26 protein-coding genes, 3 riboswitches and 1 other annotated feature are annotated in these 25760 nt (G+C 40.8%); of the genes, 19 read left to right on the forward strand and 7 right to left on the reverse strand.

Annotation, left to right across the window (positions count from 1 at the left end):
* The first annotated feature begins 149 nt into the window (after window positions 1–149).
* From purU to C6348_RS01980, 6 genes are all read left to right on the forward strand, one after another.
* The gene (gene purU, locus C6348_RS01955) at window positions 150–1052 is read left to right on the forward strand and encodes a formyltetrahydrofolate deformylase (protein WP_106041678.1); all 903 of its coding nucleotides are present in this window, start codon (window positions 150–152) and stop codon (window positions 1050–1052) included.
* A 43-nt stretch (window positions 1053–1095) separates the two neighbouring features.
* Window positions 1096–1314: a binding site (T-box leader), on the forward strand.
* Between the two features lie 55 nt (window positions 1315–1369).
* Window positions 1370–2467 carry a glutamate 5-kinase gene (gene proB / locus C6348_RS01960; RefSeq protein WP_034663006.1) on the forward strand — a complete coding sequence of 366 codons (1098 nt, stop codon included), beginning with the start codon at window positions 1370–1372 and terminating at the stop codon, window positions 2465–2467.
* Between the two features lie 12 nt (window positions 2468–2479).
* Entirely contained in the window at window positions 2480–3727 is a 1248-nt protein-coding gene (locus tag C6348_RS01965) for a glutamate-5-semialdehyde dehydrogenase (protein ID WP_106041680.1), read from the forward strand.
* 129 nt (window positions 3728–3856) lie between these two features.
* Window positions 3857–4993, forward strand: a complete 1137-nt coding sequence (locus tag C6348_RS01970) for a Rap family tetratricopeptide repeat protein (RefSeq protein WP_095285060.1) — start codon at window positions 3857–3859, stop codon at window positions 4991–4993.
* Window positions 4983–5117: a hypothetical protein gene (locus C6348_RS01975; protein ID WP_034662996.1), complete on the forward strand. Its 135-nt coding sequence runs from the start codon at window positions 4983–4985 to the stop codon at window positions 5115–5117. The genes C6348_RS01970 and C6348_RS01975 overlap by 11 nt, the downstream gene beginning before the upstream one ends.
* Window positions 5118–5315: 198 nt before the next feature.
* Window positions 5316–5744, forward strand: a complete 429-nt coding sequence (locus C6348_RS01980) for an organic hydroperoxide resistance protein (RefSeq protein WP_034662992.1) — start codon at window positions 5316–5318, stop codon at window positions 5742–5744.
* A gap of 32 nt (window positions 5745–5776) precedes the next feature.
* On the opposite strand, the gene C6348_RS01985 is transcribed toward C6348_RS01980, so the two are convergent.
* Window positions 5777–6223, reverse strand: coding sequence for a MarR family winged helix-turn-helix transcriptional regulator (locus C6348_RS01985; RefSeq protein ID WP_106041682.1), 447 nt, complete (start codon window positions 6221–6223; stop codon window positions 5777–5779).
* A 161-nt stretch (window positions 6224–6384) separates the two neighbouring features.
* On the opposite strand from C6348_RS01985, the gene ohrB reads away from it, so the two are divergent.
* Window positions 6385–6801 carry an organic hydroperoxide resistance protein OhrB gene (gene ohrB / locus C6348_RS01990; protein WP_034662985.1) on the forward strand — a complete coding sequence of 139 codons (417 nt, stop codon included), beginning with the start codon at window positions 6385–6387 and terminating at the stop codon, window positions 6799–6801.
* 59 nt (window positions 6802–6860) lie between these two features.
* Here ohrB and guaD read toward each other — a convergent pair whose 3' ends face one another.
* From guaD to C6348_RS02005, 3 genes are all read right to left on the reverse strand, one after another.
* Window positions 6861–7331 carry a guanine deaminase gene (guaD, locus tag C6348_RS01995; RefSeq protein WP_106041684.1) on the reverse strand — a complete coding sequence of 157 codons (471 nt, stop codon included), beginning with the start codon at window positions 7329–7331 and terminating at the stop codon, window positions 6861–6863.
* Between the two features lie 138 nt (window positions 7332–7469).
* On the reverse strand, window positions 7470–9758 hold the full coding sequence (metE, locus tag C6348_RS02000; RefSeq protein ID WP_106041686.1) for a 5-methyltetrahydropteroyltriglutamate--homocysteine S-methyltransferase: 2289 nt from the start codon (window positions 9756–9758) through the stop codon (window positions 7470–7472).
* A gap of 153 nt (window positions 9759–9911) precedes the next feature.
* Window positions 9912–10103, reverse strand: a riboswitch (cobalamin riboswitch).
* 112 nt (window positions 10104–10215) lie between these two features.
* Window positions 10216–11175, reverse strand: a complete 960-nt coding sequence (locus C6348_RS02005; RefSeq protein WP_003210884.1) for a S8 family peptidase — start codon at window positions 11173–11175, stop codon at window positions 10216–10218.
* 445 nt (window positions 11176–11620) lie between these two features.
* On the opposite strand from C6348_RS02005, the gene C6348_RS02010 reads away from it, so the two are divergent.
* From C6348_RS02010 to C6348_RS02025, 4 genes are all read left to right on the forward strand, one after another.
* Window positions 11621–12307 carry a response regulator transcription factor gene (locus C6348_RS02010; RefSeq protein WP_034662974.1) on the forward strand — a complete coding sequence of 229 codons (687 nt, stop codon included), beginning with the start codon at window positions 11621–11623 and terminating at the stop codon, window positions 12305–12307.
* Window positions 12308–12310: 3 nt separating this feature from the next.
* Complete coding sequence (locus C6348_RS02015) at window positions 12311–13660, forward strand: HAMP domain-containing sensor histidine kinase (RefSeq protein ID WP_106041688.1); 1350 nt, start codon at window positions 12311–12313, stop codon at window positions 13658–13660.
* Window positions 13661–13727: 67 nt separating this feature from the next.
* Complete coding sequence (locus tag C6348_RS02020; protein WP_106041690.1) at window positions 13728–14417, forward strand: PepSY domain-containing protein; 690 nt, start codon at window positions 13728–13730, stop codon at window positions 14415–14417.
* A gap of 93 nt (window positions 14418–14510) precedes the next feature.
* On the forward strand, window positions 14511–15029 hold the full coding sequence (locus C6348_RS02025; RefSeq protein WP_034662966.1) for a PepSY domain-containing protein: 519 nt from the start codon (window positions 14511–14513) through the stop codon (window positions 15027–15029).
* Between the two features lie 166 nt (window positions 15030–15195).
* Here C6348_RS02025 and C6348_RS02030 read toward each other — a convergent pair whose 3' ends face one another.
* Window positions 15196–16488: an aminotransferase class V-fold PLP-dependent enzyme gene (locus C6348_RS02030; protein ID WP_223251508.1), complete on the reverse strand. Its 1293-nt coding sequence runs from the start codon at window positions 16486–16488 to the stop codon at window positions 15196–15198.
* Window positions 16489–16749: 261 nt separating this feature from the next.
* On the opposite strand from C6348_RS02030, the gene C6348_RS18820 reads away from it, so the two are divergent.
* From C6348_RS18820 to C6348_RS02045, 3 genes are all read left to right on the forward strand, one after another.
* Complete coding sequence (locus C6348_RS18820) at window positions 16750–16890, forward strand: hypothetical protein (RefSeq protein ID WP_003212346.1); 141 nt, start codon at window positions 16750–16752, stop codon at window positions 16888–16890.
* A gap of 133 nt (window positions 16891–17023) precedes the next feature.
* Window positions 17024–17187: riboswitch (M-box (ykoK) riboswitch) on the forward strand.
* 208 nt (window positions 17188–17395) lie between these two features.
* Window positions 17396–18754, forward strand: coding sequence for a magnesium transporter (gene mgtE / locus C6348_RS02040; RefSeq protein ID WP_034662959.1), 1359 nt, complete (start codon window positions 17396–17398; stop codon window positions 18752–18754).
* Window positions 18755–18855: 101 nt separating this feature from the next.
* Window positions 18856–19254: a hypothetical protein gene (locus C6348_RS02045; protein WP_034662956.1), complete on the forward strand. Its 399-nt coding sequence runs from the start codon at window positions 18856–18858 to the stop codon at window positions 19252–19254.
* Between the two features lie 195 nt (window positions 19255–19449).
* Here the strand turns inward: C6348_RS02045 and C6348_RS02050 are convergent, their stop codons facing one another.
* Window positions 19450–19779, reverse strand: coding sequence for a MerR family transcriptional regulator (locus C6348_RS02050; RefSeq protein ID WP_012009715.1), 330 nt, complete (start codon window positions 19777–19779; stop codon window positions 19450–19452).
* Between the two features lie 191 nt (window positions 19780–19970).
* Here C6348_RS02050 and C6348_RS18825 point away from each other — a divergent pair, with 191 nt between their 5' ends.
* The 3 genes from C6348_RS18825 to C6348_RS02060 all read left to right on the forward strand — a co-directional run bounded on the left by C6348_RS18825 (window position 19971) and on the right by C6348_RS02060 (window position 21153).
* Window positions 19971–20126, forward strand: coding sequence for a hypothetical protein (locus C6348_RS18825; protein WP_189293898.1), 156 nt, complete (start codon window positions 19971–19973; stop codon window positions 20124–20126).
* Window positions 20127–20164: 38 nt separating this feature from the next.
* Window positions 20165–20329, forward strand: a complete 165-nt coding sequence (locus C6348_RS02055; protein ID WP_034662950.1) for a hypothetical protein — start codon at window positions 20165–20167, stop codon at window positions 20327–20329.
* A gap of 359 nt (window positions 20330–20688) precedes the next feature.
* Window positions 20689–21153, forward strand: a complete 465-nt coding sequence (locus C6348_RS02060) for a MarR family winged helix-turn-helix transcriptional regulator (protein WP_088004396.1) — start codon at window positions 20689–20691, stop codon at window positions 21151–21153.
* 230 nt (window positions 21154–21383) lie between these two features.
* Here the strand turns inward: C6348_RS02060 and C6348_RS02070 are convergent, their stop codons facing one another.
* Window positions 21384–23807: a bifunctional diguanylate cyclase/phosphodiesterase gene (locus C6348_RS02070; protein WP_106041694.1), complete on the reverse strand. Its 2424-nt coding sequence runs from the start codon at window positions 23805–23807 to the stop codon at window positions 21384–21386.
* Window positions 23808–24052: 245 nt separating this feature from the next.
* On the opposite strand from C6348_RS02070, the gene C6348_RS02075 reads away from it, so the two are divergent.
* Both C6348_RS02075 and C6348_RS02080 read left to right on the forward strand, forming a co-directional pair.
* Window positions 24053–24667: a DedA family protein gene (locus C6348_RS02075; protein WP_106041696.1), complete on the forward strand. Its 615-nt coding sequence runs from the start codon at window positions 24053–24055 to the stop codon at window positions 24665–24667.
* A 68-nt stretch (window positions 24668–24735) separates the two neighbouring features.
* Window positions 24736–24906, forward strand: a riboswitch (yybP-ykoY riboswitch).
* Between the two features lie 31 nt (window positions 24907–24937).
* A complete protein-coding gene (locus C6348_RS02080) occupies window positions 24938–25729 on the forward strand; it encodes a TerC family protein (RefSeq protein ID WP_106041698.1) in 792 nt (263 codons plus the stop codon).
* The last annotated feature ends 31 nt before the right edge of the window (window positions 25730–25760 follow it).

Below are 25760 nucleotides of genomic sequence, written 5' to 3' on the forward strand. Positions count from 1 at the left end.
TTTATGATAAAAGGTCTATTCACATTATATCACGCCAGGTGCAGAATTGAATGAATATTCAATAAAAAATAGGACTCTACATTGCTTTTTCTCTTTCCAGTCCAGTATAATATTTCATTAGAATGAAAACGTAAATGAGGTCATGATACATGAGAACTTTGATAACAGAGAAACTTGAATTACACAGACAAAAGCATGAGCAAAAAGGAAGGTTGCTTGTCAGCTGTCCGGATCAGCCTGGAATTGTATCAGCTGTTTCTTCCTTTTTATTTGAGCAAGGAGCGAATATCATTGAATCCAGCCAATACACAACAGATCATGAAAGCGGCCGGTTCTTTTTAAGAATTGAATTTGATTGGAAAGACATCTCGGCAAATATGGATCAGCTGAAACATCAGTTTGAGCCAATTGCAGCATCATTTCAAATGACGTGGAGCATGTCGCGTGCAAGTGAGCTTAAAAAGCTGGCGATCTTTGTGTCAAAAGAGCTTCATTGTTTACATGAGCTGCTATGGGAATGGCAAAGCGGAAATGTCATGGCTGAAATTGCGGTCGTGATCAGCAATCATGAAACGGCAAAAGATACAGTGGAATCGCTTGGAATCCCGTTCCATTTTGTGAAGGCGAACAAAGACATTCGCAAAGAAGCGGAAAAACAGCAGCTCGCATTATTAGAAGAGTATGATATTGATGCCATTGTGCTTGCTAGATACATGCAAATTTTAACGCCTGAATTTATTGAACAGCACCCGAACAAAATCATTAATATTCATCATTCTTTTCTGCCAGCGTTTATTGGTGCAAATCCATATAAGCGGGCATATGAGCGGGGAGTCAAATTAATTGGCGCGACTTCTCATTATGTGACCAATGATTTAGACGAAGGACCGATCATTGAACAGGATATTGAGCGTGTAGATCACCGGGATGATGCAGAAGCATTAAAAAATATTGGCCGAACAATTGAGCGGAGTGTGCTTGCACGTGCCGTCAAATGGCATCTAGAAGATCGAATAATTGTGCATGAGAATAAAACGATTGTATTTAATTGACGGCTTGACTTTTCCTGAGCAATTGGTGATAATATAAAAAAATTAACGAGCGTTGAAAAGGAATAGTAAGCAGGAACTGATGCGTAAAGAGAGCAAATGATATGCTGAAACATTTGCCGCAGACAGCTGCTGAACCTGCCCTTTGAGCCTTAGAGGAAAAATCTAAGCGCGTGCCTGGCGTTACAGGAGTTGAGTGGAATAAGCTAGATGTATGCTTATTCAATGAAGGTGGTACCACGGAAAATCCCTTTTCGTCCTTTACATAAGGAGAAAAAGGGATTTTTTTGTGCCTAAAGGTATAGCGGAGGGAATCAATAATGAAAAAGCAAAGGATCGTCATCAAAATTGGCAGCAGTTCATTAACAGAGCAAAAAGGAGCCATTGATGAACAAAAAATGCAGGATCATGTGAAAGCGATAGCAAAGCTGAAAGAGGCTGGGCATGAAATCATTTTAATTTCGTCAGGAGCCGTTGCAGCAGGGTTTGGCAGCTTAGGGTATCCATCAAGACCTGTGACTTTAAAGGGGAAACAGGCAGCAGCAGCGGTTGGACAGGGCTTGTTAATGCAGAAATATACAGAGCTATTTTCACAGTTTCACATGACACCTGCACAAATGCTTTTAACCCGTAATGACTTTTCAGATCGAACAAGATATCGAAATGCTTACGCTACGATGATGGAGCTGCTGGAAAGAAAAATTTTACCGATCATTAATGAAAATGATTCTGTTTCCATTGAGGAGCTTACCTTTGGGGATAATGACATGCTGTCAGCTCTTGTCAGTGGATTAATCCATGCAGACCAATTGATCATCTTAACGGACATTAACGGAATATATGATGCAAATCCAAATGAGCATCCTGAGGCGAAGCGTTTTGATGTATTGACACACATTTCAGAAGAATTGTTTTCATATGCGAAGAGCACAGGCTCAAAAGTGGGAACAGGCGGGATGAAATCAAAGCTGTCTGCTGCACAAACCGCACTTTCACTTGGCGTGAAAGTCTTCATTGGCACAGGTACTGGAGAAGACAAGCTGCTTCATATTCTAGCGGGTCAAGGTGACGGAACGTATATCGGAGAACAGGACTTATCAGCCGTCAACAACCGCCGTCAATGGATTCAATTCCACTCACCCGTCTCTGGGAAAATCATGATAGATGCAGGAGCGGAAGCGGCGATTTTGCATAACGGCAGAAGCCTTCTTCCGGCTGGAGTCATTGATGTCGCTGGTGACTTTTCTAAAGGAGAGGTCGTTGAAGTGGTCGGTCCGAACGGATTAGTGGGTAAGGGACAAACCTTGTACGCATCCGATGAGCTTCTCGGCATTAAAGGGATGCGAAGTGATGAGCTTTCAAATGAGAAGCCTGAGGTTATACACAGAGATCACTGGGTACAGCATGTACAAAATTGAGGAGGGAATACGATGAATGAAGTTCTTGAAAAAGCAAAAAAAGCAAGTACAGCCAAAGATCAGCTGCTGCTAAAAACGACGGAGCAAAAAAATGCTGCTTTACATGCCATCGCTAATGCACTAAAAGCATCTTCCGCTTATTTATTGGAGGAGAATAAAAAGGATGTTCAGGCTGCCGAGGAAAATCAGTTCACGCCTTCTGTTATTGACCGGATTACACTCACAGAAGAGAGAATTGACGCCATTGCAGACGCTACTCTTCAGCTGATTCACTTAAAAGACCCAATTGGTGAAACATTAGAAACCATTCAAAAAGAAAACGGTCTGTTCATCGAAAAGGTGCGTGTGCCTCTCGGAACGGTTGGAATGATTTATGAAGCAAGACCAAACGTGACAGTAGATGCTGCCACCCTTTGCCTCAAAACTGGGAATGCTGTTATTCTTCGCGGGAGCTCCTCTGCCATTCATAGTAATAAAGCGATTGTCAAGGTGATCCATGAAGCGCTTCAGACAACGGATATTCCAGTAGACAGTGTGCAATTGATTGAAGATACAGGCCGTGAAACGGCGAAAACGCTGTTCACTTTAAATGAATATCTGGATGTCCTTATTCCGCGCGGCGGGAAAAATTTAATTGATCTTGTCGTGAGAGAGTCTACCGTGCCAGTGCTTGAGACAGGTGCAGGGAACTGTCATATCTACATTGATGAAACAGCGAAAAACGAAATGGCTGAGCAGATTGTGCTGAATGCTAAAACCCAAAGGCCATCTGTTTGCAATGCGATCGAGAGCATTGTCATTCATGAAACATGGGCAAAAACATATGGCGCTTCGTTATTTGAAGCCCTGCATGCAAATGGGATAGAGATGCGGGGCGATGAAGCCGTATGTGCCCTTGCGCCTAGTGCTTCATTAGCGACCACAGAGGACTATGAAACGGAGTTTTTAGCGCCGATTGTCAGTATTAAAATCGTAGAGAGCATAGAAGAAGCGATTCAGCATATTCAAACGTATAGCTCCAAGCACTCTGAAGCGATCATTACGGAAAATGATCAGCATGCTTCACTTTTCTTAACAGCTGTCGACGCTGCCGCTGTCTATCACAATGCTTCTACTCGGTTCACAGATGGCTTTGAATTTGGCTACGGAGCAGAAATAGGGATTAGCACACAAAAACTGCATGCAAGAGGGCCGATGGGTCTGCCGGCTTTAACCTCTGAAAAATTTGTCATTCGTGGTCAAGGACAAATAAGAGAATAACGAATTCAAAAGAGAGTCTTGTGACAGCAGGCTCTCTTTTTCCTTTCATTTCATTTTTGTATTTCTTCGGTCAAGTATGATAAAATATGGTAATGTTTTATATTTTGAGAAGATTGGAGAAGGCAACGTATGGCGAAAATCATTCCCTCTTCGGATATTGGAGTGAAAATCAACAAGTGGTATGAATTAATCCGCAGATTTGATTCAGAACAAGCAGAACAATTAAAGCAGGAAATTCGCACCTCTCTTGATTCAATGGAAGAAGATCAGAATTTGCTTCTCTATTTTTCTTTAATGGAATTCAGGCATGAGGTCATGCTCGATTACTTAAAGCCATTAAAGGAAGGAAAGCTTCGCGCCAACTTTTCCGAGCTTTCGAAAGAAATAGATGAGCATCAAACACATGTCACAGGCATGCTTGAATACTACTATCATTTTTTCAGAGGCATGTATGAATTTGGCCGTAGGCAGTATATTGCTGCCATCTCGTCTTATCAAAAGGCAGAGCACAAGCTTTCTTTTGTGTCAGATGATATTGAACGTGCGGAATTTCATTTTAAAATGTCAGAAATATATTATCACATGAAACAAACACATATTTCGATGCACCATGCCAAACTGGCGCTGGATGTCTATATTCAGCATGAGCTATATGCACTTCGCACGATCCAGTGCGAATTTATTGTGGCCGGTAACTATGATGATATGAGAAGACATGAAAAGGCATTACCACATCTCGAGAGAGCACTTGCGAGATCAAGAGACTTTCAGAATGTGCGTTTTATTGCTTCCTCTTTGTTTAATATGGGCAACAGTTATTACCGAATGGGAGATCTTGACCGCGCACTCGAACTAATGAAAGAATCCATCTCGTTATTTGACCAAAATCAATCCGATCACCTTCGTCGATCTATAGACCCTCTTTATACCGCCGCTCAGATATTATACAAACAAGGTAAACACGAAGAAGCCTTACACTACAGAGAAGAATGTATGAAACGAGCAGAAGCACTTCAGGATGACATCCATATTCAGAAGACGATATTTTTAGAAGCATTGTACTTAAAGCAAGATGCGGAGCATATTAAACGAATTTTTCATTTTTTAGAGTCCGCCTATGCATATCCAGATATAGAGGAACTGGCATTAGACACCGCAAAGTATTATAATGAAATGGAGGATTATGAAAAATCTTCCATGTTCTACGGAGAAGCGGAACATGCTCGAATCTATATTCAGAGAGGGGATTGTTTATATGAATTTTAAAAAATGGGCAGTCGTCTGTACAAGCATCACCATCCTGGCGTTATGGCTGGCAGCAGCAAATGCCGACCCGGATAACAGAAACCACACGCTAGAACAACCAAATGCGCAGCATGACATCATCTAAAAGCTCTTGTCAACAATCTGAAAAGCCCTTATTCAAGGGCTTTTTTTACTGTCTAAAAATGAATCTGCGTGACATGCTCATAAAATAGAGGTGAGAAGGAAATCTTAAAAAAAGAGTGTTTATTCATTGACTCTCGAATTTAAATTGTGTACAATTCAATTGTAGAAAATATTATTAGAGAGAAAGAGGGTTATATTCATGTCAGACGTTTTATTTACTGCAACGGTATCAGCTGTCGGAGGAAGAGAAGGAAAGGTTGTTTCAACCGATGGTGTGCTTGAGCATGATGTAGCAATGCCTGGAACACCAAGAGCGAAAAAACTTGAAAAAGCAACAAATCCAGAGCAATTATTCGCAGCAGGCTACTCTGCATGTTTTGATTCAGCCCTTCAAATGGTCGCGAGACAAGAGCGTATCCGTTTTGAAAGTGAAGTAACAGCACATGTGAGCTTAGTGAAAGATAGTTCAGATGACGGCTTCAAACTAGGCGTTAAGCTAGAAGTAAAAGGAACTGGAATCGAGCAATCAGCATTAGATGAGCTTGTTCATAAAGCACATGGCGTATGCCCATATTCAAAAGCAACTCAAGGAAATATCGAAGTAGAACTAGTAGCTGTCGCACAATAATTGACATCATAAAAGGCTGAGGGTATGTTCCCTCAGCCTTTTGGTTGTGTTAATTTTTGCAAAAGCTCATGTAAAGAGGCGCGCAGTGTTTTTAACTCTTCTTCCGATCTGCCTGTCCCAGACAGCATATGAAATGGAATCGCAGTAGCCTTCTCTTTTAGCTGTTCACCATATTTCGTTAAACGAATTTGCACAGAACGTTCATCCTCTTTCGAGCGCTCGCGGATGATGAGTCCGTTTTGCTCCATCCGTTTCAGCATAGGTGTGAGTGTACCGGAGTCTAAATATAAAAGCTCTCCCATCGTTTTCACATTTAATGTCCCATGCTCCCACAATAAAAGCAGTGCCAAATATTGCGGATACGTAATGTCTAACTCTTCTAATAACGGTTTATACTGCTTCGTCATCTCTCTTGAACTTGCATATAACAAGAAACAAAGCTGATTTTCCAGCTTCATATGCTCGAATTCATTTGTCATGTCAGTCACCAACTATTTTTTGTCATACTTATTATTGTATAAGATTTTCTTCCTTTTTAAAATAAATACAGCCCAAAAATGAAAAATTCTTTAATGTGCGATAAATGTTTGAGAAATGGATAGAACGTGAAAAGAATAAATAGATAAAGGAGGAGATGAAGATGAAACCATTATTCACAGCAAAAGTAAAGGCGCAGCATGGAAGAGCAGGACATGTTCGTTCAGAAGATGGTGTACTCGATCATAACATTGTCATGCCTAATGCAAAGAAAGACGGAGAAACTGGTACGAATCCAGAGCAATTATTTGCAGCCGGCTATGCAGCTTGTTTCGGAGGGGCACTTGAACAAGTAGCGAAAAAGCAAGGGATAGACATTGAATCAGAAGTAGAGGGACATGTCAGTCTTTTAAAAGATGAAAGTGATGGCGGTTTTAAGCTTGGTGTCAAGCTGATTGTGTCTGCAAAAGGCCTTGACCATGACAAAGCGAGAGAGCTTGTCGAGGCTGCGCATGAATTCTGTCCATATTCAAAAGCAACAAGAGGGAACATCGAAGTAGAGCTTGAAGTGGCTGAATAAAAAAGGTTTTCTATCACGCTGAAAATCAGAAACACCTGCTTACCAGCAGGTGTCTTTTTTTAATATTCTTTCTTTTGTTCGTATGTTTCCCAAGCTTCAAACGGTGCAAGGGTTTTTTGAAGTGTCAGCTGATAAAATGGAATATTTCTTGATTCGTAATCCTTGTTGATTTCTTCATAAATAAACGAGTCATCAAAACCAGAAGTCGCTGCATCCTGATGTCCAGCAGCAAAATACACCGCTTTTGGTCTAGCCCAGTAAATAGCGCCAAGGCACATCGGGCAAGGCTCACAGCTTGTATATAAAATACAATCTTCTAATGGGTATGTATGTAGCGTCTGGCACGCCTTTCGAATAGCTGTGACTTCTGCATGTGCGGTTGGATCATTTGTTGTTGTCACATTGTTGCTTCCCTCGGCAATAATCTGTCCATCCTTGACAATGACTGCTCCAAAAGGGCCGCCAGTACCACTATTGACTCCTTCTACTGCAAGATCAATTGCGCGTTGTAAAAAATCTTCGTGATTCATTGTCTTCCTCCCTTTGTTCGACTGACTTCTCTAGTATAAACGAATCATGCTAGAAAAGGAAACATCCTAGTAGATGGTCAAACAGGACAATCTGCGCATAAAAACCCCCGCCATGTTCGGCAGGGGAGAGGGAATCAATTATGCATGTTGCGCCAGCTTTTTACGAGCGACTTCAGCAGCCGTCACCATGTTTTTCAAAGCAGCAATGGTTTCAGGCTCTTGTCTCGTTTTTAGACCACAGTCAGGATTCACCCAGAAGCGATCTGTCGGACATACGTTCAGCGCATCATCAATGATTTGACTCATTTCTTCGACAGATGGAACGCGCGGGCTATGGATGTCATATACACCGAGTCCAAGTCCTTTCAAATACGGATGTTTCTCTAAGTAATCGAGGAATCCACCATGACTGCGTGAATGTTCAATTGTGATCACGTCGGCATCAAGGTCTTCGATCGTATCGACAATATCCTCGAAGTTACTGTAGCACATATGTGTATGAATTTGCGTTTCATTTTGAACAGATGATGTTGATAGGCGGAACGACTCTGCTGCCCAGTTTAAATATTCTGCCCAATCACTTTCTTTGAGCGGAAGACCTTCTCTTAGCGCAGGTTCATCCACTTGAATAACTTGAATCCCTGCTTCTTCTAACGCTTCTACCTCTTTACGTAATGCGAAAGCGATTTGGAAGGCAATGTCTTTCCGGGAAATATCTGTTCTTGGGAAAGACCAGTTTAAAATGGTGACAGGTCCTGTCAGCATTCCTTTGACCTTTTTCTCCGTTAAGCTTTGTGCGTAAACCGTCTCTTTCACGGTCATTGGCGCTGTAAACTCGACATCACCATAAATGATTGGCGGCTTCACGCAGCGTGATCCGTAGGATTGTACCCAAGCAAATTTCGTAAAGGCAAATCCGGCTAGCTTCTCACCGAAGTATTCAACCATGTCTGTACGTTCGAATTCTCCATGTACGAGAACGTCCAGACCGATTTCCTCCTGAATATCAATCCATCTTTTTGTTTCTTTCTTAATAAATTCATCATATTCTGCATCTGTCCACTCATTTTTACGCCATTTTTGACGAGCACTGCGCACTTCAGCAGACTGCGGGAAGCTGCCAATGGTTGTTGTTGGCAAAAGCGGCAGTTCAAGAGATTCGTTTTGGATACGAAGGCGCTCTTCAAAGGCAGCTGGACGTTTAAAGTCTTTCGATGAAAGATTGTTGCGTTCTGCTGTGAAATCCGCATTGGTTCCTTTTGCAAATTCTTTTAAAGTAAGAAGTGCTTGCGTGGCTTCATTGATGGCGGCTTCAATCGCTGCGGCTCCTTTTGTTAAGCCTTCTTTTAATGTTGTTAATTCATCCAGCTTTTCAGTGGCATAAGACAGTCCGTTTAATAGTTTCTCTTCAAGCTGTTCGCTTGGGTGTTTTGCAACTGGTACATGCAGCAAACTGCTTGATGGCTGCAGCCATACTTCCTTCGGCTGAGCGTCAGCAATGACCTCAGAAATGAATGACAATCTTTCTCCAAGATCTGATCTCCAAATATTTCTTCCATCAATGACGCCTGCTGCTAAAATTTTATCTTTCGGGAAGCCATGCTTTTTCACTTGATCAAGATTGCGCCCTTGATCATGGACAAAATCAAGACCGATGGCTTCAACAGGATATGTGACAAGCTCTTCATAGGCATCTACTGAATCAAAGTATGTTTGAAGAAGAATGTTTAAGGCAGGTACGGCTTCTTTAATCGTTTGATAGATTTCTTTTACGGCTTTCACGTCTTCATATGAAGCGGTGACAAGTGCTGGCTCATCAATTTGAACCCATTTGACGCCAGCTTCTTCAAGTTCTTTTAAAACCTGAGTATAAAGCGGCACGAGACGCTGCTGAATCTCTTTTACTTCATTTGGTTCATAGCCTTTAGAAAGTGAGACAAATGTATAAAGACCAAGTACAACAGGTTTTGTTTCAACACCAAACGCCGTTTTCACCTTTTCGTAAGCTTCAAGCGGTTTGTTATGTGTGAGTTTGAATTCGGTGCTTTTTTCGTATTCTGGAACGATGTAGTGATAGTTTGTATTAAACCATTTTGTCATTTCACTTGAGACAGCATCTTTTGTTCCTCTTGCCATCGCAAAGTATGTATCTAGCGGGTCTTTCAAGCTGCGGAAGCGCTCTGGAATCCAATTGAACATGACTGCAGTATCGAGCACGTGATCGTAGAAGGTAAAATCTCCAGAAGGAACAACATCAATTTGTTGATCAATTTGCGTTTTAATAGCAGTTAAAAATTGTTCATCCAGTGTGCTTAAGAGGGTTTCGCGGTCTGTTTGACCCTTCCAATAAGACTCAAGTGCTTTTTTCCATTCTCTGTTTAAACCAATTCGCGGAAAACCTAGATTACTTGTTTTAACAATTGTCAATTCCAATTCCTCCTCTAAATATAAAAAGACATTTACACTCATAGTGAAGATTGATGAGGGCAAATGTCTGGTTTAAAAAGACAAAATGTGTGTGCGAAATAAGGCGTGAGCATAACTGACGCTTTTTCCGACATCTCCTATCAACCGTAGGGGGTTTGATGTAATAGAGCGGCTGGTATCCTGGCTGGTGAATCTGCAAGCTTTTCATCCTTCCCATCCTTATGACAGTGGATTCATGAGAAAAGCTCTCCTCACTCACAGTGGCGGGACCGCGCCGGATTTTCACCGGTCTTCCCAATTAAAATTCGACGTGTGATCGAATTACCGACTCTCAAACTATGAATTTATTGTGTTCGATTATATAACGTCCACTTCATTTCGTCAAAGTAAATTTTGAATAATTTTAATTAAAAAAATCCTGAGAAAATTCAATCTATTCTCAGGACCTCTATTCAAGCTATAGAGATAAAAGATCTGCTTCCAATGTTTTTTCTAAAAGGACATCAGGCGCAGTTAAATATAAAAATCCATTTCCGACGAGGGCTTTCGACTGCTTCAGTGGAAGGGTTCTTCTGACAAGCTGAGCATAGACCTCAGGCTCTGTCAGCTTGCGCTGGAACGCTTCTTCCTCGGCATTTTTAATAATGGCTAGTGCACCGCTTACGTGAGGGGCTGCCATTGAGGTGCCTGTGAGTCTGCCATATTTATGGTTAGGGAGAGTGGATAAAATGTCTTCTCCTGGAGCGACGAGGTCGATTTCTTTATTGGCATTGGAGAATTCAGAGGATTCTCTTGCAAGGGAGACAGAGCCGACGGCAATGACTTCATTGTATGCTGCTGGGTAGGAGAACTCTTCTGTACGCTCATCCCCGTCCCCTTCATTTCCTGCTGCGCACACAACAAGTACACCGCTTTTCACCGCGTTTTGAATGGCTTCCTGCAAGGCGGGCTCATTGCTTGGACCACCGAGAGACATGGAGATAATATCCACCTTCTGCTCAGCGGCATAGTTGATGCCATTAATGATCCATTCGTATTTCCCGCTGCCATTTTCACCGCCAAGAACTTTCACGATCAGCAGCTTGGCTTCAGGGGCAACCCCTAGAATTCCGCCATTTTGATCTGTTGCTGCAATCGTCCCTGCTACATGGGTGCCATGTCCGTTGTAGTCTTTCACATTTTCAGCATCTCCGTTGTCATCATCGGTAAAGTTCTTGCCTCCGATAATCTGATCTTTTAAGTCGGGATGCTCCGTGTCGCAACCTGTATCGAGGACAGCAATGGTTATGCCTTTTCCTTTGAAGCCACTTGACCAAAGTTCGGGTGCTTTAATCTCCTGAATACTTTCCGGCGTCTCTTTCGCTTCCATCACATTGGCTTTTACTTCATACGGAATTAAGCGAATTTCACCTTTCATAAGAAAGCCCTCCTTATTTTGTTTTCAAAGTAGATTCAGGCTGCGTAATGTTATTGTATAAAAGAAACTTTTGATCGGAAAGGGTCAATTGTAATAATTTTTCAAATAATCAATCTATTATCAAAAGTGCAGTTCTCCTCACTTCTTGACGAAAGAACTCAGCTTTTGAGGAAAACTCTTGATATCATATGAAAAAGAAAGAAATGCTGCATAGTGAGTTTGCACCTGTACAGATGAAAATGGGTGAAAAGGACTAAAAGAGGCAAACTAAAAAACAAGGAAATCAAGCAATAAATGCGATATAAAAATTATGTATAATGTTTTTGTTCAAAAATAAATGTTTCTTTCATAAAAAATAGACATGAAGATTTTGACTGTTCCAAATGCGAAAGGCAACATATAATAATGAAAAGACAAGCTTGCCTTTCAGATAGGAGAGATAGAGATGAACAAAGGGAAGATACTCGTAGTCGAAGATGAAAAGAAAATTGCAAGGGTGCTGTCACTAGAGCTTGAATATGAAGGATATGAGGTGACAGTCAAAGAGACAGGAATGGATGGACTCCAGGCTCTTGAAGAGGAAAGCTTCGATTTGGTGCTGCTTGACGTCATGCTTCCAGAATTAAGCGGTCTTGAAGTGCTGAGAAGGGTTCGAAAGACAAATACAGCGACACCTATTATTTTGATAACAGCAAGAGGGAGTGTGCCTGATAAAGTAAGCGGCCTCGATCTTGGGGCGAATGATTATATTACAAAGCCTTTTGACATAGAAGAATTATTAGCGCGAATTCGTGCACAGCTAAGGTTGAATATAAAGGCGCAAGAAGAAAAGGAAACAGAGCTTAGCATAGCAGATTTGACCGTCAACGAGAAAACAAGAGACATACAAAGGGCCGGGCAAATGCTTGAGCTCACACCGAGAGAATATGACCTGCTTGTCCACTTGCTGAAGCATCAGCAGCAAGTGCTCACAAGAGATCAGCTTTTAACAGCCGTTTGGGGCTTTGATTACTTCGGTGACACAAACGTAGTGGATGTCTATATTCGTTATTTAAGGAAAAAAGTCGATTACCCATTCGAAAAACAGCTGATTCACACAGTGAGAGGTGTGGGTTATGTGATGAAAGGATAAAGAATGAGATTAAAAAATAAAATCCAGCTTTATACATCGTTGTCCTTGTTTTTAATGGTGCTTCTGTTTCATACAGCCATTTATTTTATTTTTTCGATAACCTTGACGCAAAAAGATATGTCCCGGCTGTCTGAGGTCGCTGAAAATATTGCCATTGCTTTAAAAAAATCAGAAGAAGAGGGTCTTCCATCCTCGGAGCTGCTGAAGGCGTACCTGCCTCAAAATGGCATGATCCGTGTTGTGACAGAAAAGGATGAGTCAAAGCTGACTGTCACAAAGGAATCAACGTTTAGCTCACTGCCTTTTACATATGAAACTGGTCAGACAGCAGAAATAAAAGAATACAACAAGCATATGACTGCGTTCGCTGCGATTCCGGTCATTTGGACAAATGGAGAGATTGTGTCGCTTCAAGTATATGAAGAAATCGAAAATACGGAAGAAAATTTGGCGTTATTAAGAATGATTTTAATCGCTGCTGGCGTTTTAATTATAGTGCTTTCCTATTTTGCTGGCCACATTTTAACAAAACAAATCGTACGCCCTATTAGTAGAATGACGAGCACCATGAAGGCAAGTATGAAGGAGAAGGCGTTTAAGCGAATCAAACTAGCAGGCGATTCAAAGGATGAATTGTATCAAATGGGACAAACCTTTAATGAAATGTCAGAAATACTCGAGAAGCATTATGAGAAAGAGCAGCAATTCTTGCATGATGCCTCTCATGAATTGAAGACACCGATTACCGTCATTATGAGCTACAGTAATTTACTAAAACGCTGGGGACAGACACGTCCAGAAGTGATAGAAGAATCCTCTCAAGCGATTCATGATGAAGCGAAAAAAATGAAAAGGCTGACAGATCAATTATTAACACTTGCGAAAAATGGTCAGCCGCTTTACTTGGACATGAAGCCAGTTGATCTTGGTCATTTATGCAAGCAGGTATGTCATACACTTGAAGTCGCAACCAATCGAACCATTCAATCTCTTGTGCAAACAGATCAGCCGCTCGTCGCTGAGGGGGATGAAGAGAAAATCAAACAGCTTTTGACCATCTTGATTGATAATGCAGTTAAATATAGTACAGAGCCAGTTGATGTGACATGCGGATGGGCGGGAGAGAAACCGTTTATTTCAGTCGTTGACCATGGGATTGGCATAAAAGAAAAGGATCTGCCGAAAATCTTTGACCGCTTTTTTCGTGTGGATGAAGCAAGAAACAGTGAGACGGGCGGAACCGGACTTGGTCTTTCAATTGCGAAGCAAATTGCGGAAGAGCACGGGGCCGACCTGAAGGTGGACAGTCATATCGGCGAAGGGACAACCATGACCATTCTTTTTCAGAAATAAAATAGGTCTTTTCTCATCAATTTCTCATTTCCTCCTTATAAAATAGGAAATAGGAAGGAGGCGCTGCATGTCTAGAAAAACGAAAATGGTGCTTGCGCTCGCAGGATGTCTCGTCGTTCTTGCAGCCTTTGCAATGCTCATGATTCAAACCATTGATCAAAAAATATTAAGTGAAGCAGAAATCAAAAAAATCATCGCAAAAGACTACAATGGAAACATTACAAATATTGATTTAATCAATCATAAACAGGACTATACATTGACGCTGGAAAATTCAAATGGGATCTATCAAATCATTGCATCTTCTGCAAGCGGTCAAATGAAAGAAATCAGACAGATCAAAAGCTATCAAAAGCCAAATGAAAAAAATGCTGAGCTCCAGGCAGAGGAAGCGGCTGTTAAAAAAGTAAGCGGGACTGTCATTCAAAAGAAAGAAAAGTCCGATCGTTTTATTTTTACGATCCAATCAAAAAAAGAATTATATCAAGTCGATGTCGACAAGCAAACGTTTAAGGTGCTTGAAGCAGAAAAGAAAAGCCCAACCTCTAAAGAAAAGAAAATGACAAAAATCACGGTCGAAGAAGCCATCCGAATTGCGGTAAAAGAAGTCGGAGGGACAGTGGATGATGCAGATCTTGAAACATTTAGCGGTATGCTCGTCTTTGAGGTGGAGCTGGATTTGCCTGACGGGCGAGAGGCAGAGGTGCTTGTGAACGCATATACAGGAGATATTGAAGGTATTACGTACGAAAACTAATCCTTTTCTCATGATTTTCTCATGTTTCTTTCCTTCCTTTATCATCTTGTTTCTTTAAGATAAAGGAGAAATCAAACAGAGGAGGACATGAACATGATGAAAAAAGTACTAGTAGCTACAGCATTAACAGGAACTCTTGTCGCAGGTGGTTTCACACTTCAAGCGCAAAATACAAATCAAACAGCACACGCCGAGCAGGTGGTGCAAAAGAAATCATCGTTTGTCTCAAAGAAACAAGCTGAAAAAGCAGCCCTAAAAGTGGTGAAAGGGTATGTGGACGATGTCGATCTTGAGCGTAAAAAAGGAAAATGGGTGTATGAGGTCGAGATTAAAAAAGGCGGCTTTGAATATAAAGTATATGTCGATGCCAAAACAGGAAAAGCGCTGAATGATCCAGTCAAAGAAAAGAAACAGAATGTGAAAATCACTAAAAAGCAGGCTGAAAAAATTGCCCTTGCAAAAGTAAAAGGAACAGTCACAGATTCTGATTTAGATAAAGAAAATGGTGTGTACTTGTATGAAGTCGAAATCACCACACCAAACGGCGAGGAAGTTGATTTTGAGATTTCCGCTAAAACAGGCAAAATCCTGAAGCAAGAATGGGATGATTAAGCCGCCAGCAATCCTAAGATAAATTTGTATGCGGTCTGAACCATTTATCCATCATGGATAGCTGGTTCAGACCGCTATTTTTGCTTAAATGATTGTATACAAGTACAAATGAATATCATCTTTTAAACTGAATAGAGTACTTCCATGTATCTGTACACCAAGCATGTTAATGCTTTTTATGTTGTTTGCTTATCATTTCAGTTGTTCTTAAAAATGTCTCAATATCTTGAATATTATGACAATGGAGAGGTGATATTCTAATAGCCCCTTTAATTCCAAAGGAATCCAGCATCCTTTTAGAATAAATGCTTGTATTCAACCTTTCATATACGATCACACCGTGCTGTTCATATTGTCTTACTGCATCTTCATGGTTTGTTCCTTCTAACGATATGGCCACGATGAAATCTCTTTTTGATAAATCACGGTAATCAAGATGCACGGTCACTCCTTCGATCTCTCTTAGCCCTTTTACGTTGGGTGTCCCGTCTAGCATTATTTTTAATAAAGCCCTTTCTTGTTTTCCGATAGCTTCCATACCTGCTGCGAATAACTGTCGTCTGGCATTCACTGTTGTAAAATGACTTCCAAGCCAGCACACATAATCAACAATTGCACTAATAGCCGCATAATGCGCAGGTGCTGGAGTTCCTAGACCCCATTCAGTTTCTTTCTTTCCTTTTAACTTATGATGAGGGAGAAGAGCAGCTCTTTCCGATAAATAAGCAACCCCGCAGCCTCTAACACCAAAAAATTTATATGGGGCAAAATTTATCACATCAACAGGGGTTTTTTCAATATCAATTAAACCATGAGGTGCATGTTGAACGGCATCAACCATGATAAATAAGTTTGGCTTCTTTTTTCTTGCCTCTTGTACAATTTGTTCAATGTCTAAAATAGCACCAGAGATATTCGAAGCATAGATGACGCTTAGAAGAACAGTATCTTGATCGATTAATGCCAAGATGTCTTCTACGTTCACTCCACCTGTTAAAGGATTAGACTTGGCCACTCTCAGCTCCTTGTTTAATTTATTTGCATAAAAACTAGCTGCGTCATAAGCTGCTGGATGTTCTAAGGATGTTGTGACAATATTTGTTCCTTTAATATGTTCTGCAATGATACCCGTAGTCTCAAAGATAGCTTGTGACGCTGTCAGATATGTAGCGAAGCTTCCTTGTTTCACGTTAAAAATGGTTTGAAGATCAACAATCCCCTTTTTCTGGATATCAATCAAGTTTTTTGCTGTTTTATGATTTCTTTCAGAACAATCTGGGATGCCATCAATGATTGAAAATATATGATTTGCCTGTTTTAAACGAAGAGAACCACCTGCATTATCAAAAAAAAGTCGTTCCTTTTTTAGGATAGGGTCCTCATCAATATATAAAAATTGTTCTCTTACTTTTTTTAATAAATCATTTGAAATGTGCATGTTCAGTTTAGTTTGGTTCATCATCTTATCCCCCAATATTCAATTCTTATACTTAGTATTATACATTGTGTTATCAATCAATGGTTGTACCCTAATCAGAGAGATCCTTTTTTTCTGTAAACAATATTTCATTTTTAGCTAAAGCGACAGTTGTCAGCGCATTGTCAATGTGACATTCGCCGCACCTTTATGAGTTCAGCTGTTTTATACTAATCACTCCTTACACTTTCATGTGTAAGGTTTTTTCATTGGGACAAACTACGGGAAAGGAGGCGAGAGAATATGAAGAAAAAAGAAGAAGAGCAGACAATGGACCATGCGGAATATGTTCCGCATCCTGATGGAGAAGGATATGCTTTGTTTTTGCATGATTCCTTTCATCTCCTCTCCCAAGAGGATATGAATCAGCCAGAAGAGGAATAAAAGACATAAAAGGGCGATGGTCAAACTTTGTCTATCGTTCTTTTTTTCAAAAGTAAGCGAATACATGAGGAAACTTGGCATCTTGCTTATTGACATCACTGCGCTTTTTCTGTAATCTCAGTGTGTCAACAATATGAGACTTCGTTAGGTGAGGCTCCTGTATGGAGATACGCTGCTGCCCAAAAATGTCCAAAGACGCCAATGGGTCAACAGAAATCATCGACATAAGGTGATTTTTAATGCAGCTGGATTTTTCCTATGCCATACAGTGCTAAAGCTCTACGATTGAAGGAGCAAGTGTTTATTTTGTTATGCTTACAAAGCGCCTTCATTCGGTTGAAGGTGCTTTTTTATGGGAAAAGGAGGTGTGGGGATGGATCATCCCGATTCGAGACACATAGAGAATATGTCAAAAGATCAGATTGAGACATCAGATAGAGGAGATCCTGACCCCCGCACATTCTAAGGGATTCGGGTATCTCCTGACTTTGGGGAGGTAACAGCGATGATACAAAATATTACGTACGATGAACTCATTTTACGCATCATTATTTTACTAAGAGATGGAAAACGCAAAGAATTTAAAAACATCATGGAAGAACTTCAGCCATATGATATGGCTTACTTATTTAAAGAGCTTCCAGAAAAACACCGCGGCCGCTTCCTTAGCTTTTTACCAGTCGATGACGTGACAGAAATGATGGGTGAGCTGGAGCGGGAATACCAAGAAATCGTTCTTGAAAAAGTAGGGAAAGACAAAGCTACGTTCGTCACAAACAAAATGGATAACGATGATCTAGCCAACTTATTTGATGAGATGGAGGATGAGCTAAAGGATCAGCTTTTATCTAACATGGAAGCAGAGGAATCAAAGGCCGTCCAGCTTCTTATGAATTATCCTGCTGAGACAGCGGGACGGATCATGACCAACCGGTACGTTTGGATTCCTCAGCATTATACGGTGCAGGATGCCGTTGTGAAGCTGAAAAGCTTTGCTGAAATTGCAGAATCAATCAACTATTTATATGTGATTAATGATCAAAAACAGCTTGTAGGCGTTCTCTCATACCGTGACCTTATTTTAGGTGAACCGGATGAAAAGGTGCAGGATCTCATGTTTACAAGAGTCATTGCTGTTGGAGCCTTTCAAGATCAGGAGGAAATCGCAAAGCTGATTGAACGGTATGATTTTCTTGCCATTCCTGTTGTGGAAGAGAACAATGTCCTAGTCGGAATCGTTACAGTCGATGATATCATTGATGTTGTCATTCAAGAGGCAGGCGAAGACTATGAGAAGTTTGCTGCCTCTGGTAAAGATATTACGTTCGACACGCCGGCATTTGTGGCGGCATACCGCCGTCTTCCATGGCTCATTCTGCTCTTGTTCATTGGGCTGATTTCAGGCAGTATTTTAAATTATTTTGAAGATACCCTTCAGCAAGTCGTTGCTTTAGCGTTCTTCATGCCGATGATAGCCGGGATGACAGGGAATACAGGGACACAGTCTCTTGCCGTCGTGATTAGAGGGCTTTCAAAAGAAGAATTAACGAAAAAAACCATTATGCGTCTTATTTTTAGAGAGCTGAGAACAAGTATTTACATTGGGATCGTCTGTTCCATTATTATTACAGTCGTCGCAATGGTGTGGCAGGGCAATATGATTTTAGGTTTTGTTGTCGGCTCCTCACTGCTTGCAACACTGATTATTGGGACAATGGCAGGTACGGTCGTGCCGATTATTTTACACAGATTAAACGTGGACCCAGCCATTGCATCTGGCCCGCTGATCACAACATTGAATGATATTCTATCCTTACTGATCTATTTTGGAATTGCAACAGCATTCCTTCATACACTGATGTAGCAAGAAGACTGTAAAACGTTACGTTTTACAGTCTTTTTTGAATAAAGATTGCATATAGCGCTTCCATCCTTTACATTTTAAGGAGAAGGTGGGAGAGAAAAATGAAGAAGTTTTTATTCATTTTAATGTGCATTGTTTTGCTAGGTGCATGTTCAAGGGAAGACGAGGGGAAAGACAGAAGACTTGTGGCAGCAGAGCATATGATTGAAGCGATTACCGAAGGAAATAAACGAAAAATAGAAAACATCTATGTTGAAGGCGCTGTCCCAAGCCCAAATGACATTCTAAAGCTGAAAAAGGAATGGGGCATAGAGACGCTTTCTTATGAAGATTTTCAATTAGAAGAAGCCAGCATTCATGTCTTTCATGCGAATTACGAAGATGAAAAAACAGGGAAGAAAAAGGCACTTGCCCTGCGGGTAATAGAAGATCCTGAAAAAGGCGGTGTACGGATTGACTTTGTAGGGGTCGTTGAAGGAACTGATGCTTCCTCTCAATGAAAAATTTTATTAGAAGACAAGGTATAAGCTAAAATGATTTTATTTAAAAGGATAGAAGAGCTGAAAGAACTTCGCTCTATCTATCCTCTTTTTTTCATCCTCGTCATCATGGTGATGCAATCGCTGTCTCTTTTTACTACGTTATCATACATTCACTTGTCTGTAATTTTAAAGAGTAAGCGAATCTTTATTTGTTTATCGATTTTTGTACCGGAAGTGTGCGTTAATCTGGCCTTCCAGCATTTTTTTCTTATATTGTCCGCTTTTTAATGCCTGTTCTTTTTTCTTCATGTCTTTCAAAATCTCGGCTGTTTGCACACCGTCTTCTCGTTTGTTGGCGATGTCCATTAAACGTTCTACATCAGAAAAAGAATATTTACGCGTGCCTCTTGTTGAGCGCTGGGGATAGATGAGTCTGCGTTCCTCATAATATCGGATTTGCCTGACGGATAGCCCTGTTAATTCACTGACAATCCCGATTGAAATGACTTTTTTATCTTTATAAGATACATCTTCCTGCGTCATATACTCACCCCTGCAAGTCTTTTCTTCATATTATACAGAACGAGAAGGAAAAAAACCTATCATTTGTCAGAAAATATAACATAAAAACAAAAAAATGAAAAAACCATGGAAGGAAAGATAACAACAAATGTGAAATGAGTGTTGCGCGTGCATATAATGATGATGAGTTGAAATAGGAGGAGGAGCAAATGATGGAGCAAACACAGATCATCTGTATGGCAAAAGAAATCATCGCATTAGATATGAAGAGGGATGAATTACTGGAGCGATTCATGCAGGCGGCAGGTCAGAATGCACATGCTCTTCTAAGAGTCGTACAAAATGATTTGTATAAAAGATCTTCATAAGCACCTGGTCCAGATCACTTGATAGGAGGGGATAATCGGTGCGGCGTATCTTAACAGAAGCTTTAGCAAAGGAAAGACATTATTATACGAAGCAGCTCTGTTCATTAGGAGTTTACAGCCCTGATGCGGCCAAGAACATGACAATTAGTGACTTAAAAAAAGAGTATCACTTCTTTTTCAACAAAACAGAGCGTAATTTGTGAAAATCCCTTGAAATGTGCATATGTCACATAAAGGGTTCTTTTTTTGCGTGCTTAATATTATAGCAATATTGAATTTTGTAGAAATTTGACGAATACAGTGTAAGGAAACGCAGTTCCTTTACAGATTATGTTAAACTATGTCGCATCTTGATGGTTTGCTAATAAAGCTTTTTTTCGAGATGATTGTGAAAAATAAGAAGGATTTTAAAAGTTTATATCGAAATCTTATACATAACACGAATGGAGTCACTTATGTGGTTGAAAGGGTTTACAAAAACGTACTTCTATTTTTTACGAAAGGCTCCAACTGCACCGCAAGAAAGCCTTGAAGTTAAAAAAATATTATAAGAGGTAGATATGTGATGAGACTATCGTTTAATGAAGAAGAAGTAGAACGTTCAATGACACTTTACAAGGTATTTGCAAGAGCATTTAAAAGCGTTTCAGAACACAGTATTAGAGACAGCAAAGAGCATGGGTTTAATCCAACTGAATTTGCCGTTCTTGAATTGCTGTACACAAGAGGTGCTCAAAAACTTCAGCAAATCGGCTCAAGACTCCTGCTTGTCAGCGGGAATGTGACGTACGTAATTGACAAATTAGAACGAAATGGTTTCATTGAAAGAGAGCAGGACCCAAAGGATAAACGGTCGGTTTATGCCCATTTAACGGATAAAGGGCGCAGTTATCTTGATAAGATTTACCCGATTCATTCTCTCCGGATTGCGCGTGCGTTCTCTGGCCTCTCGCGTGAAGAACAAGAACAATTGATTAGTCTATTGAAAAAAGCAGGCATTCACAGTCAACATTTATTATTTAGATAGAACGAAAAGGTGCCATGATTGGAACCTCTCAGATTGTTGACAAAGGGCTAAAATGATCTTTATTTTAGCCCTTTGTCTTCTTTTCAGCGTGACCTGAAAACCTTTGAAGTCTAGGAAGGACGAGCACCGAAGCAGAGCGAATTTGACATTCGTGAGCATCGGAGCGCAGAACTGACAACGAATGCGAGGGTTTGTCTACACGCTGAAAGGTGCCATGATTGGCACCTTTTTTATGTGTCCAGCTGATGCGCCGGATAGGCAATGAATTTTTCGATATCGGTTGCTGGAAGGGGCTTTGCATAATAAAAACCTTGCAGGTCGTCACATCCTTGCGCAGATAAAAGCTGCGCCTGCGCAAAGGTTTCAACACCTTCTGCTATGACTTCGAGAGATAATTGATGTCCCATCGCGATAATGGCACCTGTAATCTGTTCAGACTTCGAATCATTTAAAATATCTTCAATGAAGGATTTGTCGATTTTCAGTCGATGAATGGGCAAATCCTTTAAATAGCTTAAGGAGCTATGACCTGTACCAAAGTCATCAATACTAATGCGAACGCCCAGATGTTTCAGCGACGTCAGCACCTGTTTTGATTGCTTGATATTGTCCATTGTCATACTTTCTGTGACTTCAAGCTCGAGCAGTGACGATGTCAGGTTGTATTTTTTCAGTGTCAGCTTAATCAAATCAATTAAGTCTTCAGAATTGAATTGTTTCGCAGATAAATTGACAGCCACAGGAATTTTCAGCCCGTTGTCATACCACGTTTTAGCCTGCCTGCATGCGGTATCAATGACCCATCTGCCAATATCAATGATCAGCCCTGATTCCTCTGCCAGCTCAATAAAAGCCTCAGGTGATTTTAAGGAACCATCTGGTGCCTTCATTCTTAGAAGAGCTTCTACGCCAGTCATCTTTCTTGTTTTCGCACTGACTTGCGGCTGGTAATGAAGCACAAACTGTTCTCTCTGAATGGCATCCCGCAACTCAAGCTCTCGATTTAACCTGTCTTCACTTGATCTTTCCATTGATTCGGTAAAGAACTCATACCGGCTTTGCTTATGTTTTTTGGATAAATACATCGCCATATCGGCTTTCCTCATCAATTCCATCCCATCTTTGCCATTTTGAGGTGAGATGGCGATCCCAATGCTGATAGATGTAATGAGCTGATGATTCTGGATGAAAAAAGGACGTTCAAATTGACGAATGATATTTTGAGAAAGCTGCTCAATTTTGTGTGTGTCATGTCCCATGTGGGGGAAGATCATTAAAAATTCATCCCCGCCTAGTCTTGCAATAAAGCCATTGTCCGGTAAACATTGTGTCAGTCTGTTTGCAGCTGCTTTAAGTAGTAAGTCTCCTATGTTATGACCAAGTGCATCATTAATAATTTTAAAACGATTCAAGTCAAGAAACAGAACAGCCGTCGATGTTCCTGTCTCTTCTTGAGCGGAGAGAACATCATTTAAATGGTTGATGGCGTGGCGCCGATTAGGAAGCTCAGTTAACGCATCATAATGAGCCATGACATGAATTTCTTTTTCTGCAATCCGCTGCTGCGTTAAATCTTTTAAGACAAGATAAATACTGTCAAGTGTATTGTTGACATGAACAGGTATGTAAGTGACATGATAATAATAAAAACGATCTGCTGCTTTCAGTTCTGCTTCACGTGTGATGGCTTTTTTTGACCGGGAAATAAATTCTTCCCACATCTCAGTCGGCATCACGTATTGACTGACATCATCACCAATCCAAGAATGGCACATTTTTAAGATTTGTTTACCTGAGTCGTTCGCAGAAAGCACCTTTCGATCGACAGATAACACGATAATGCCATCGATATTATGTTTAATGAGCGATTGAAACCGCTGTTCATTTTCCTTTAACTGATCTGACTGCTTCATGATTCGGTGATCTATATAGGCACCAAAGATCATCAGTGTTTGGACAATCAGTGTCATCAAGCCGATGAAAATCGACAGACTGAATGGCGACATTTCAAGAGAGCCGCCTGTAGCGGACTGTCCATCTGGATGAAAAAACATAGTAGAAGCAGCCATACCAGTATAATGCATGCCAGAAATAGCCCCACCCATCACGAGTGCACCAGCTATTTTTAACAGATGATCCTCCTTTTTTTTCTCGGATCGATGGAGCCGAAAAAAGAGATGCAGTGAAAAGAAAGATGCCAGCGCAGCAATGAAAAACGAAAGAAAAAAGAGGACTGGATCATAGCTGATTGAGACATTGGCCATTGATTCCATTCCAAGATAATGCATGCTGCAAATAGCTGAGCCCATGGTGATTGAACTAATGAGCAGCCGTCTTATGGAGAGCTGCTCTTGAATGCATATCGAGAATGCGATCAAAGAACCGACAAAAGACGCCAAAATCGATAAAATCAGTAAGGGAGTTTCATATGTGATGCCGGTTTGCATGTGAAATGCCATCATGCCAATAAAATGCATCGACCATATGCCCATCCCCATGATCATTGCACCAATGACCAGCCATACCTTTTTCTTTGCACCGCTTGACTGTATCACTCGGCTGGCTAACTGAAGAGCTGAGTAGGAGGCCACAGCGGCGACAGCGACTGACAGAAAGACAAGCCATCCGTTGTAGCTTCCTGTTAATTGGGTCATGTGAGAAAACCTCCAGTATCTTAAAACAGACATATACTTAATATATCGGATCGAATGGCTTCTGTGTTCACTTTTCCTTCACTTAAATACCACAATCAACGTTTTTTTCACGTGTCTTTTATAGTAAAATCAAATTTAATGTAAAAAAACGACGAAAAGTGAATCGTTTCTTCGGTTTTATTCGTTTAATATATGGTGTGATTCTAAAAGAGATAGAATCGTCAAACGATTATGTGTGAAAGGGATTGATAAACATCGAAGATTTTATTATTTCTTTAGCTGATGCTTTTAAGAACTTGTCGTACTTTGGCATCTTCCTCGCATTATGCATTGAATTTGTTCCTGCTGAAGTGGTTCTGCCTCTTGCGGGTTACTGGGTCTCAGAAGGGGACATGGCTTTCATCGGTGTTGTGGCTGCCGGCTCCATTGGCGGCGTGGCTGGCCCTTTGACCTTGTACTGGTTAGGACGTTATGGCGGCAGACCCTTTTTAAATAAATATGGGAAGTACTTTTTTGTCAAACCTGAGTCGCTTGATAAATCGGATGCTTTCTTTGAAAAGCATGGTGGTTTCGTCGCCTTTAGCGGCCGGTTTATTCCAGGGGTCAGAACGCTTATTTCCATCCCGTGCGGTATTGCCAAGATGAATGTGTGGGTCTTTTGCTTGTATACGTTTTTGGCGATTACGCCCATTACATTTGTGTATGTGTATCTTGGGTTTGTGCTCGGGGAGAACTGGAAAGAGGTTGGCGCTATGTTAGATCCATATCTTTTACCGATTGGGATCGGGGTTGTGTTGTTGTTCGTTGTTTATATATGGCTGAAACGTAGAAAAAGAAAAACAGAAACACCAACGGTCTAATCACTGAAAGTCACCTGTTGACAATACAGTGTCTATTGATTATGATATAAGTAATCTAAATATTCTTAAATCCCACCAAAGGGGAGTAGCGTCCGGTTCTACCGGAAACAAAGTCGTCATTACATGGACTTACGTTCCATCGGCTTTGTTGGCATGATTCTACATATCACATGTCTAGCAAGACCTTTGCCATTACAGGCAAAGGTCTTTTTTGTATTCATAAGCCTTTGTCTGTTGTGGGACAATAGATAAAAACAAGGAGGAATGATGATGGATGCAGCAACTATTTTAGAGTACGGGTGGGTTCTTCTCGTACTGATTGGATTAGAAGGGATTTTAGCAGCTGATAACGCGCTGGTCATGGCTGTGATGGTTAAACACCTTCCTGAAAAGCAAAGAAAAAAGGCATTGTTTTACGGACTTGCGGGTGCGTTTGTCATGCGATTTGGTTCCCTGTTTCTTATTTCGTTTTTAGTGGATGTGTGGCAAGTTCAAGCCATTGGCGCAATTTATCTTCTTTATATTTCCATTCACCATATTTTAAAATCGCACGTATTTAAGAAAAAGGAATCAGACACAAACATGAAGCAAAGCGGCTTCTGGGCAACAGTCGTAAAAGTCGAGCTTGCCGACATCGCTTTTGCTGTAGATTCCATCTTAGCGGCCGTCGCATTAGCCGTGACATTGCCGAAAACGAGTCTTCCGCAAATCGGCGGACTCGATGGCGGTCAATTTATTGTCATTCTTTTAGGTGGTATCATCGGTCTTATCATCATGCGATTTGCAGCTACTGTCTTTGTGAAACTGCTCAAAACAAGACCGAGCCTAGAAACAGCAGCCTTTGTCATTGTCGGATGGGTTGGTGTGAAGCTCACGCTTTATACATTGTCACATCCAGCCATTGGTATCGTGTCCTCTCATTTTATTCATTCAGCATTATGGAAAGTGATTTTCTGGACAGTGCTTCTCGCAATTGCAGCATTTGGCTGGTTTTTATCAAGCCCATCAAGAAAAGGCGGGCAACAAAACAAGGAAAAACAAGAGGGACGCCTAGAAGAGTAGGTTTTTTGAAAGAAATATCATTTCATTTTCA

It is taken from the genome of Bacillus sp. YBWC18, assembly GCF_002998775.1.
Classification (GTDB): domain Bacteria; phylum Bacillota; class Bacilli; order Bacillales; family Bacillaceae; genus Bacillus.

Excerpts from the sequence above, each read along its gene's own strand:
- purU (WP_106041678.1), top strand. The coding sequence starts at position 150 with ATGAGAACTTTGATAACAGAGAAACTTGAATTACACAGACAAAAGCAT.
- proB (WP_034663006.1), top strand. The coding sequence starts at position 1,370 with ATGAAAAAGCAAAGGATCGTCATCAAAATTGGCAGCAGTTCATTAACA.
- C6348_RS01965 (WP_106041680.1), top strand. The coding sequence starts at position 2,480 with ATGAATGAAGTTCTTGAAAAAGCAAAAAAAGCAAGTACAGCCAAAGAT.
- C6348_RS01970 (WP_095285060.1), top strand. The coding sequence starts at position 3,857 with ATGGCGAAAATCATTCCCTCTTCGGATATTGGAGTGAAAATCAACAAG.
- C6348_RS01975 (WP_034662996.1), top strand. The coding sequence starts at position 4,983 with ATGAATTTTAAAAAATGGGCAGTCGTCTGTACAAGCATCACCATCCTG.
- C6348_RS01980 (WP_034662992.1), top strand. The coding sequence starts at position 5,316 with ATGTCAGACGTTTTATTTACTGCAACGGTATCAGCTGTCGGAGGAAGA.
- C6348_RS01985 (WP_106041682.1), bottom strand. The coding sequence starts at position 6,223 with ATGACAAATGAATTCGAGCATATGAAGCTGGAAAATCAGCTTTGTTTC.
- ohrB (WP_034662985.1), top strand. The coding sequence starts at position 6,385 with ATGAAACCATTATTCACAGCAAAAGTAAAGGCGCAGCATGGAAGAGCA.
- guaD (WP_106041684.1), bottom strand. The coding sequence starts at position 7,331 with ATGAATCACGAAGATTTTTTACAACGCGCAATTGATCTTGCAGTAGAA.
- C6348_RS02005 (WP_003210884.1), bottom strand. The coding sequence starts at position 11,175 with ATGAAAGGTGAAATTCGCTTAATTCCGTATGAAGTAAAAGCCAATGTG.
- C6348_RS02010 (WP_034662974.1), top strand. The coding sequence starts at position 11,621 with ATGAACAAAGGGAAGATACTCGTAGTCGAAGATGAAAAGAAAATTGCA.
- C6348_RS02015 (WP_106041688.1), top strand. The coding sequence starts at position 12,311 with ATGAGATTAAAAAATAAAATCCAGCTTTATACATCGTTGTCCTTGTTT.
- C6348_RS02020 (WP_106041690.1), top strand. The coding sequence starts at position 13,728 with ATGTCTAGAAAAACGAAAATGGTGCTTGCGCTCGCAGGATGTCTCGTC.
- C6348_RS02025 (WP_034662966.1), top strand. The coding sequence starts at position 14,511 with ATGATGAAAAAAGTACTAGTAGCTACAGCATTAACAGGAACTCTTGTC.
- C6348_RS02030 (WP_223251508.1), bottom strand. The coding sequence starts at position 16,488 with ATGAACCAAACTAAACTGAACATGCACATTTCAAATGATTTATTAAAA.
- C6348_RS18820 (WP_003212346.1), top strand. The coding sequence starts at position 16,750 with ATGAAGAAAAAAGAAGAAGAGCAGACAATGGACCATGCGGAATATGTT.
- mgtE (WP_034662959.1), top strand. The coding sequence starts at position 17,396 with ATGATACAAAATATTACGTACGATGAACTCATTTTACGCATCATTATT.
- C6348_RS02045 (WP_034662956.1), top strand. The coding sequence starts at position 18,856 with ATGAAGAAGTTTTTATTCATTTTAATGTGCATTGTTTTGCTAGGTGCA.
- C6348_RS02050 (WP_012009715.1), bottom strand. The coding sequence starts at position 19,779 with ATGACGCAGGAAGATGTATCTTATAAAGATAAAAAAGTCATTTCAATC.
- C6348_RS18825 (WP_189293898.1), top strand. The coding sequence starts at position 19,971 with ATGGAGCAAACACAGATCATCTGTATGGCAAAAGAAATCATCGCATTA.
- C6348_RS02070 (WP_106041694.1), bottom strand. The coding sequence starts at position 23,807 with ATGACCCAATTAACAGGAAGCTACAACGGATGGCTTGTCTTTCTGTCA.
- C6348_RS02080 (WP_106041698.1), top strand. The coding sequence starts at position 24,938 with ATGGATGCAGCAACTATTTTAGAGTACGGGTGGGTTCTTCTCGTACTG.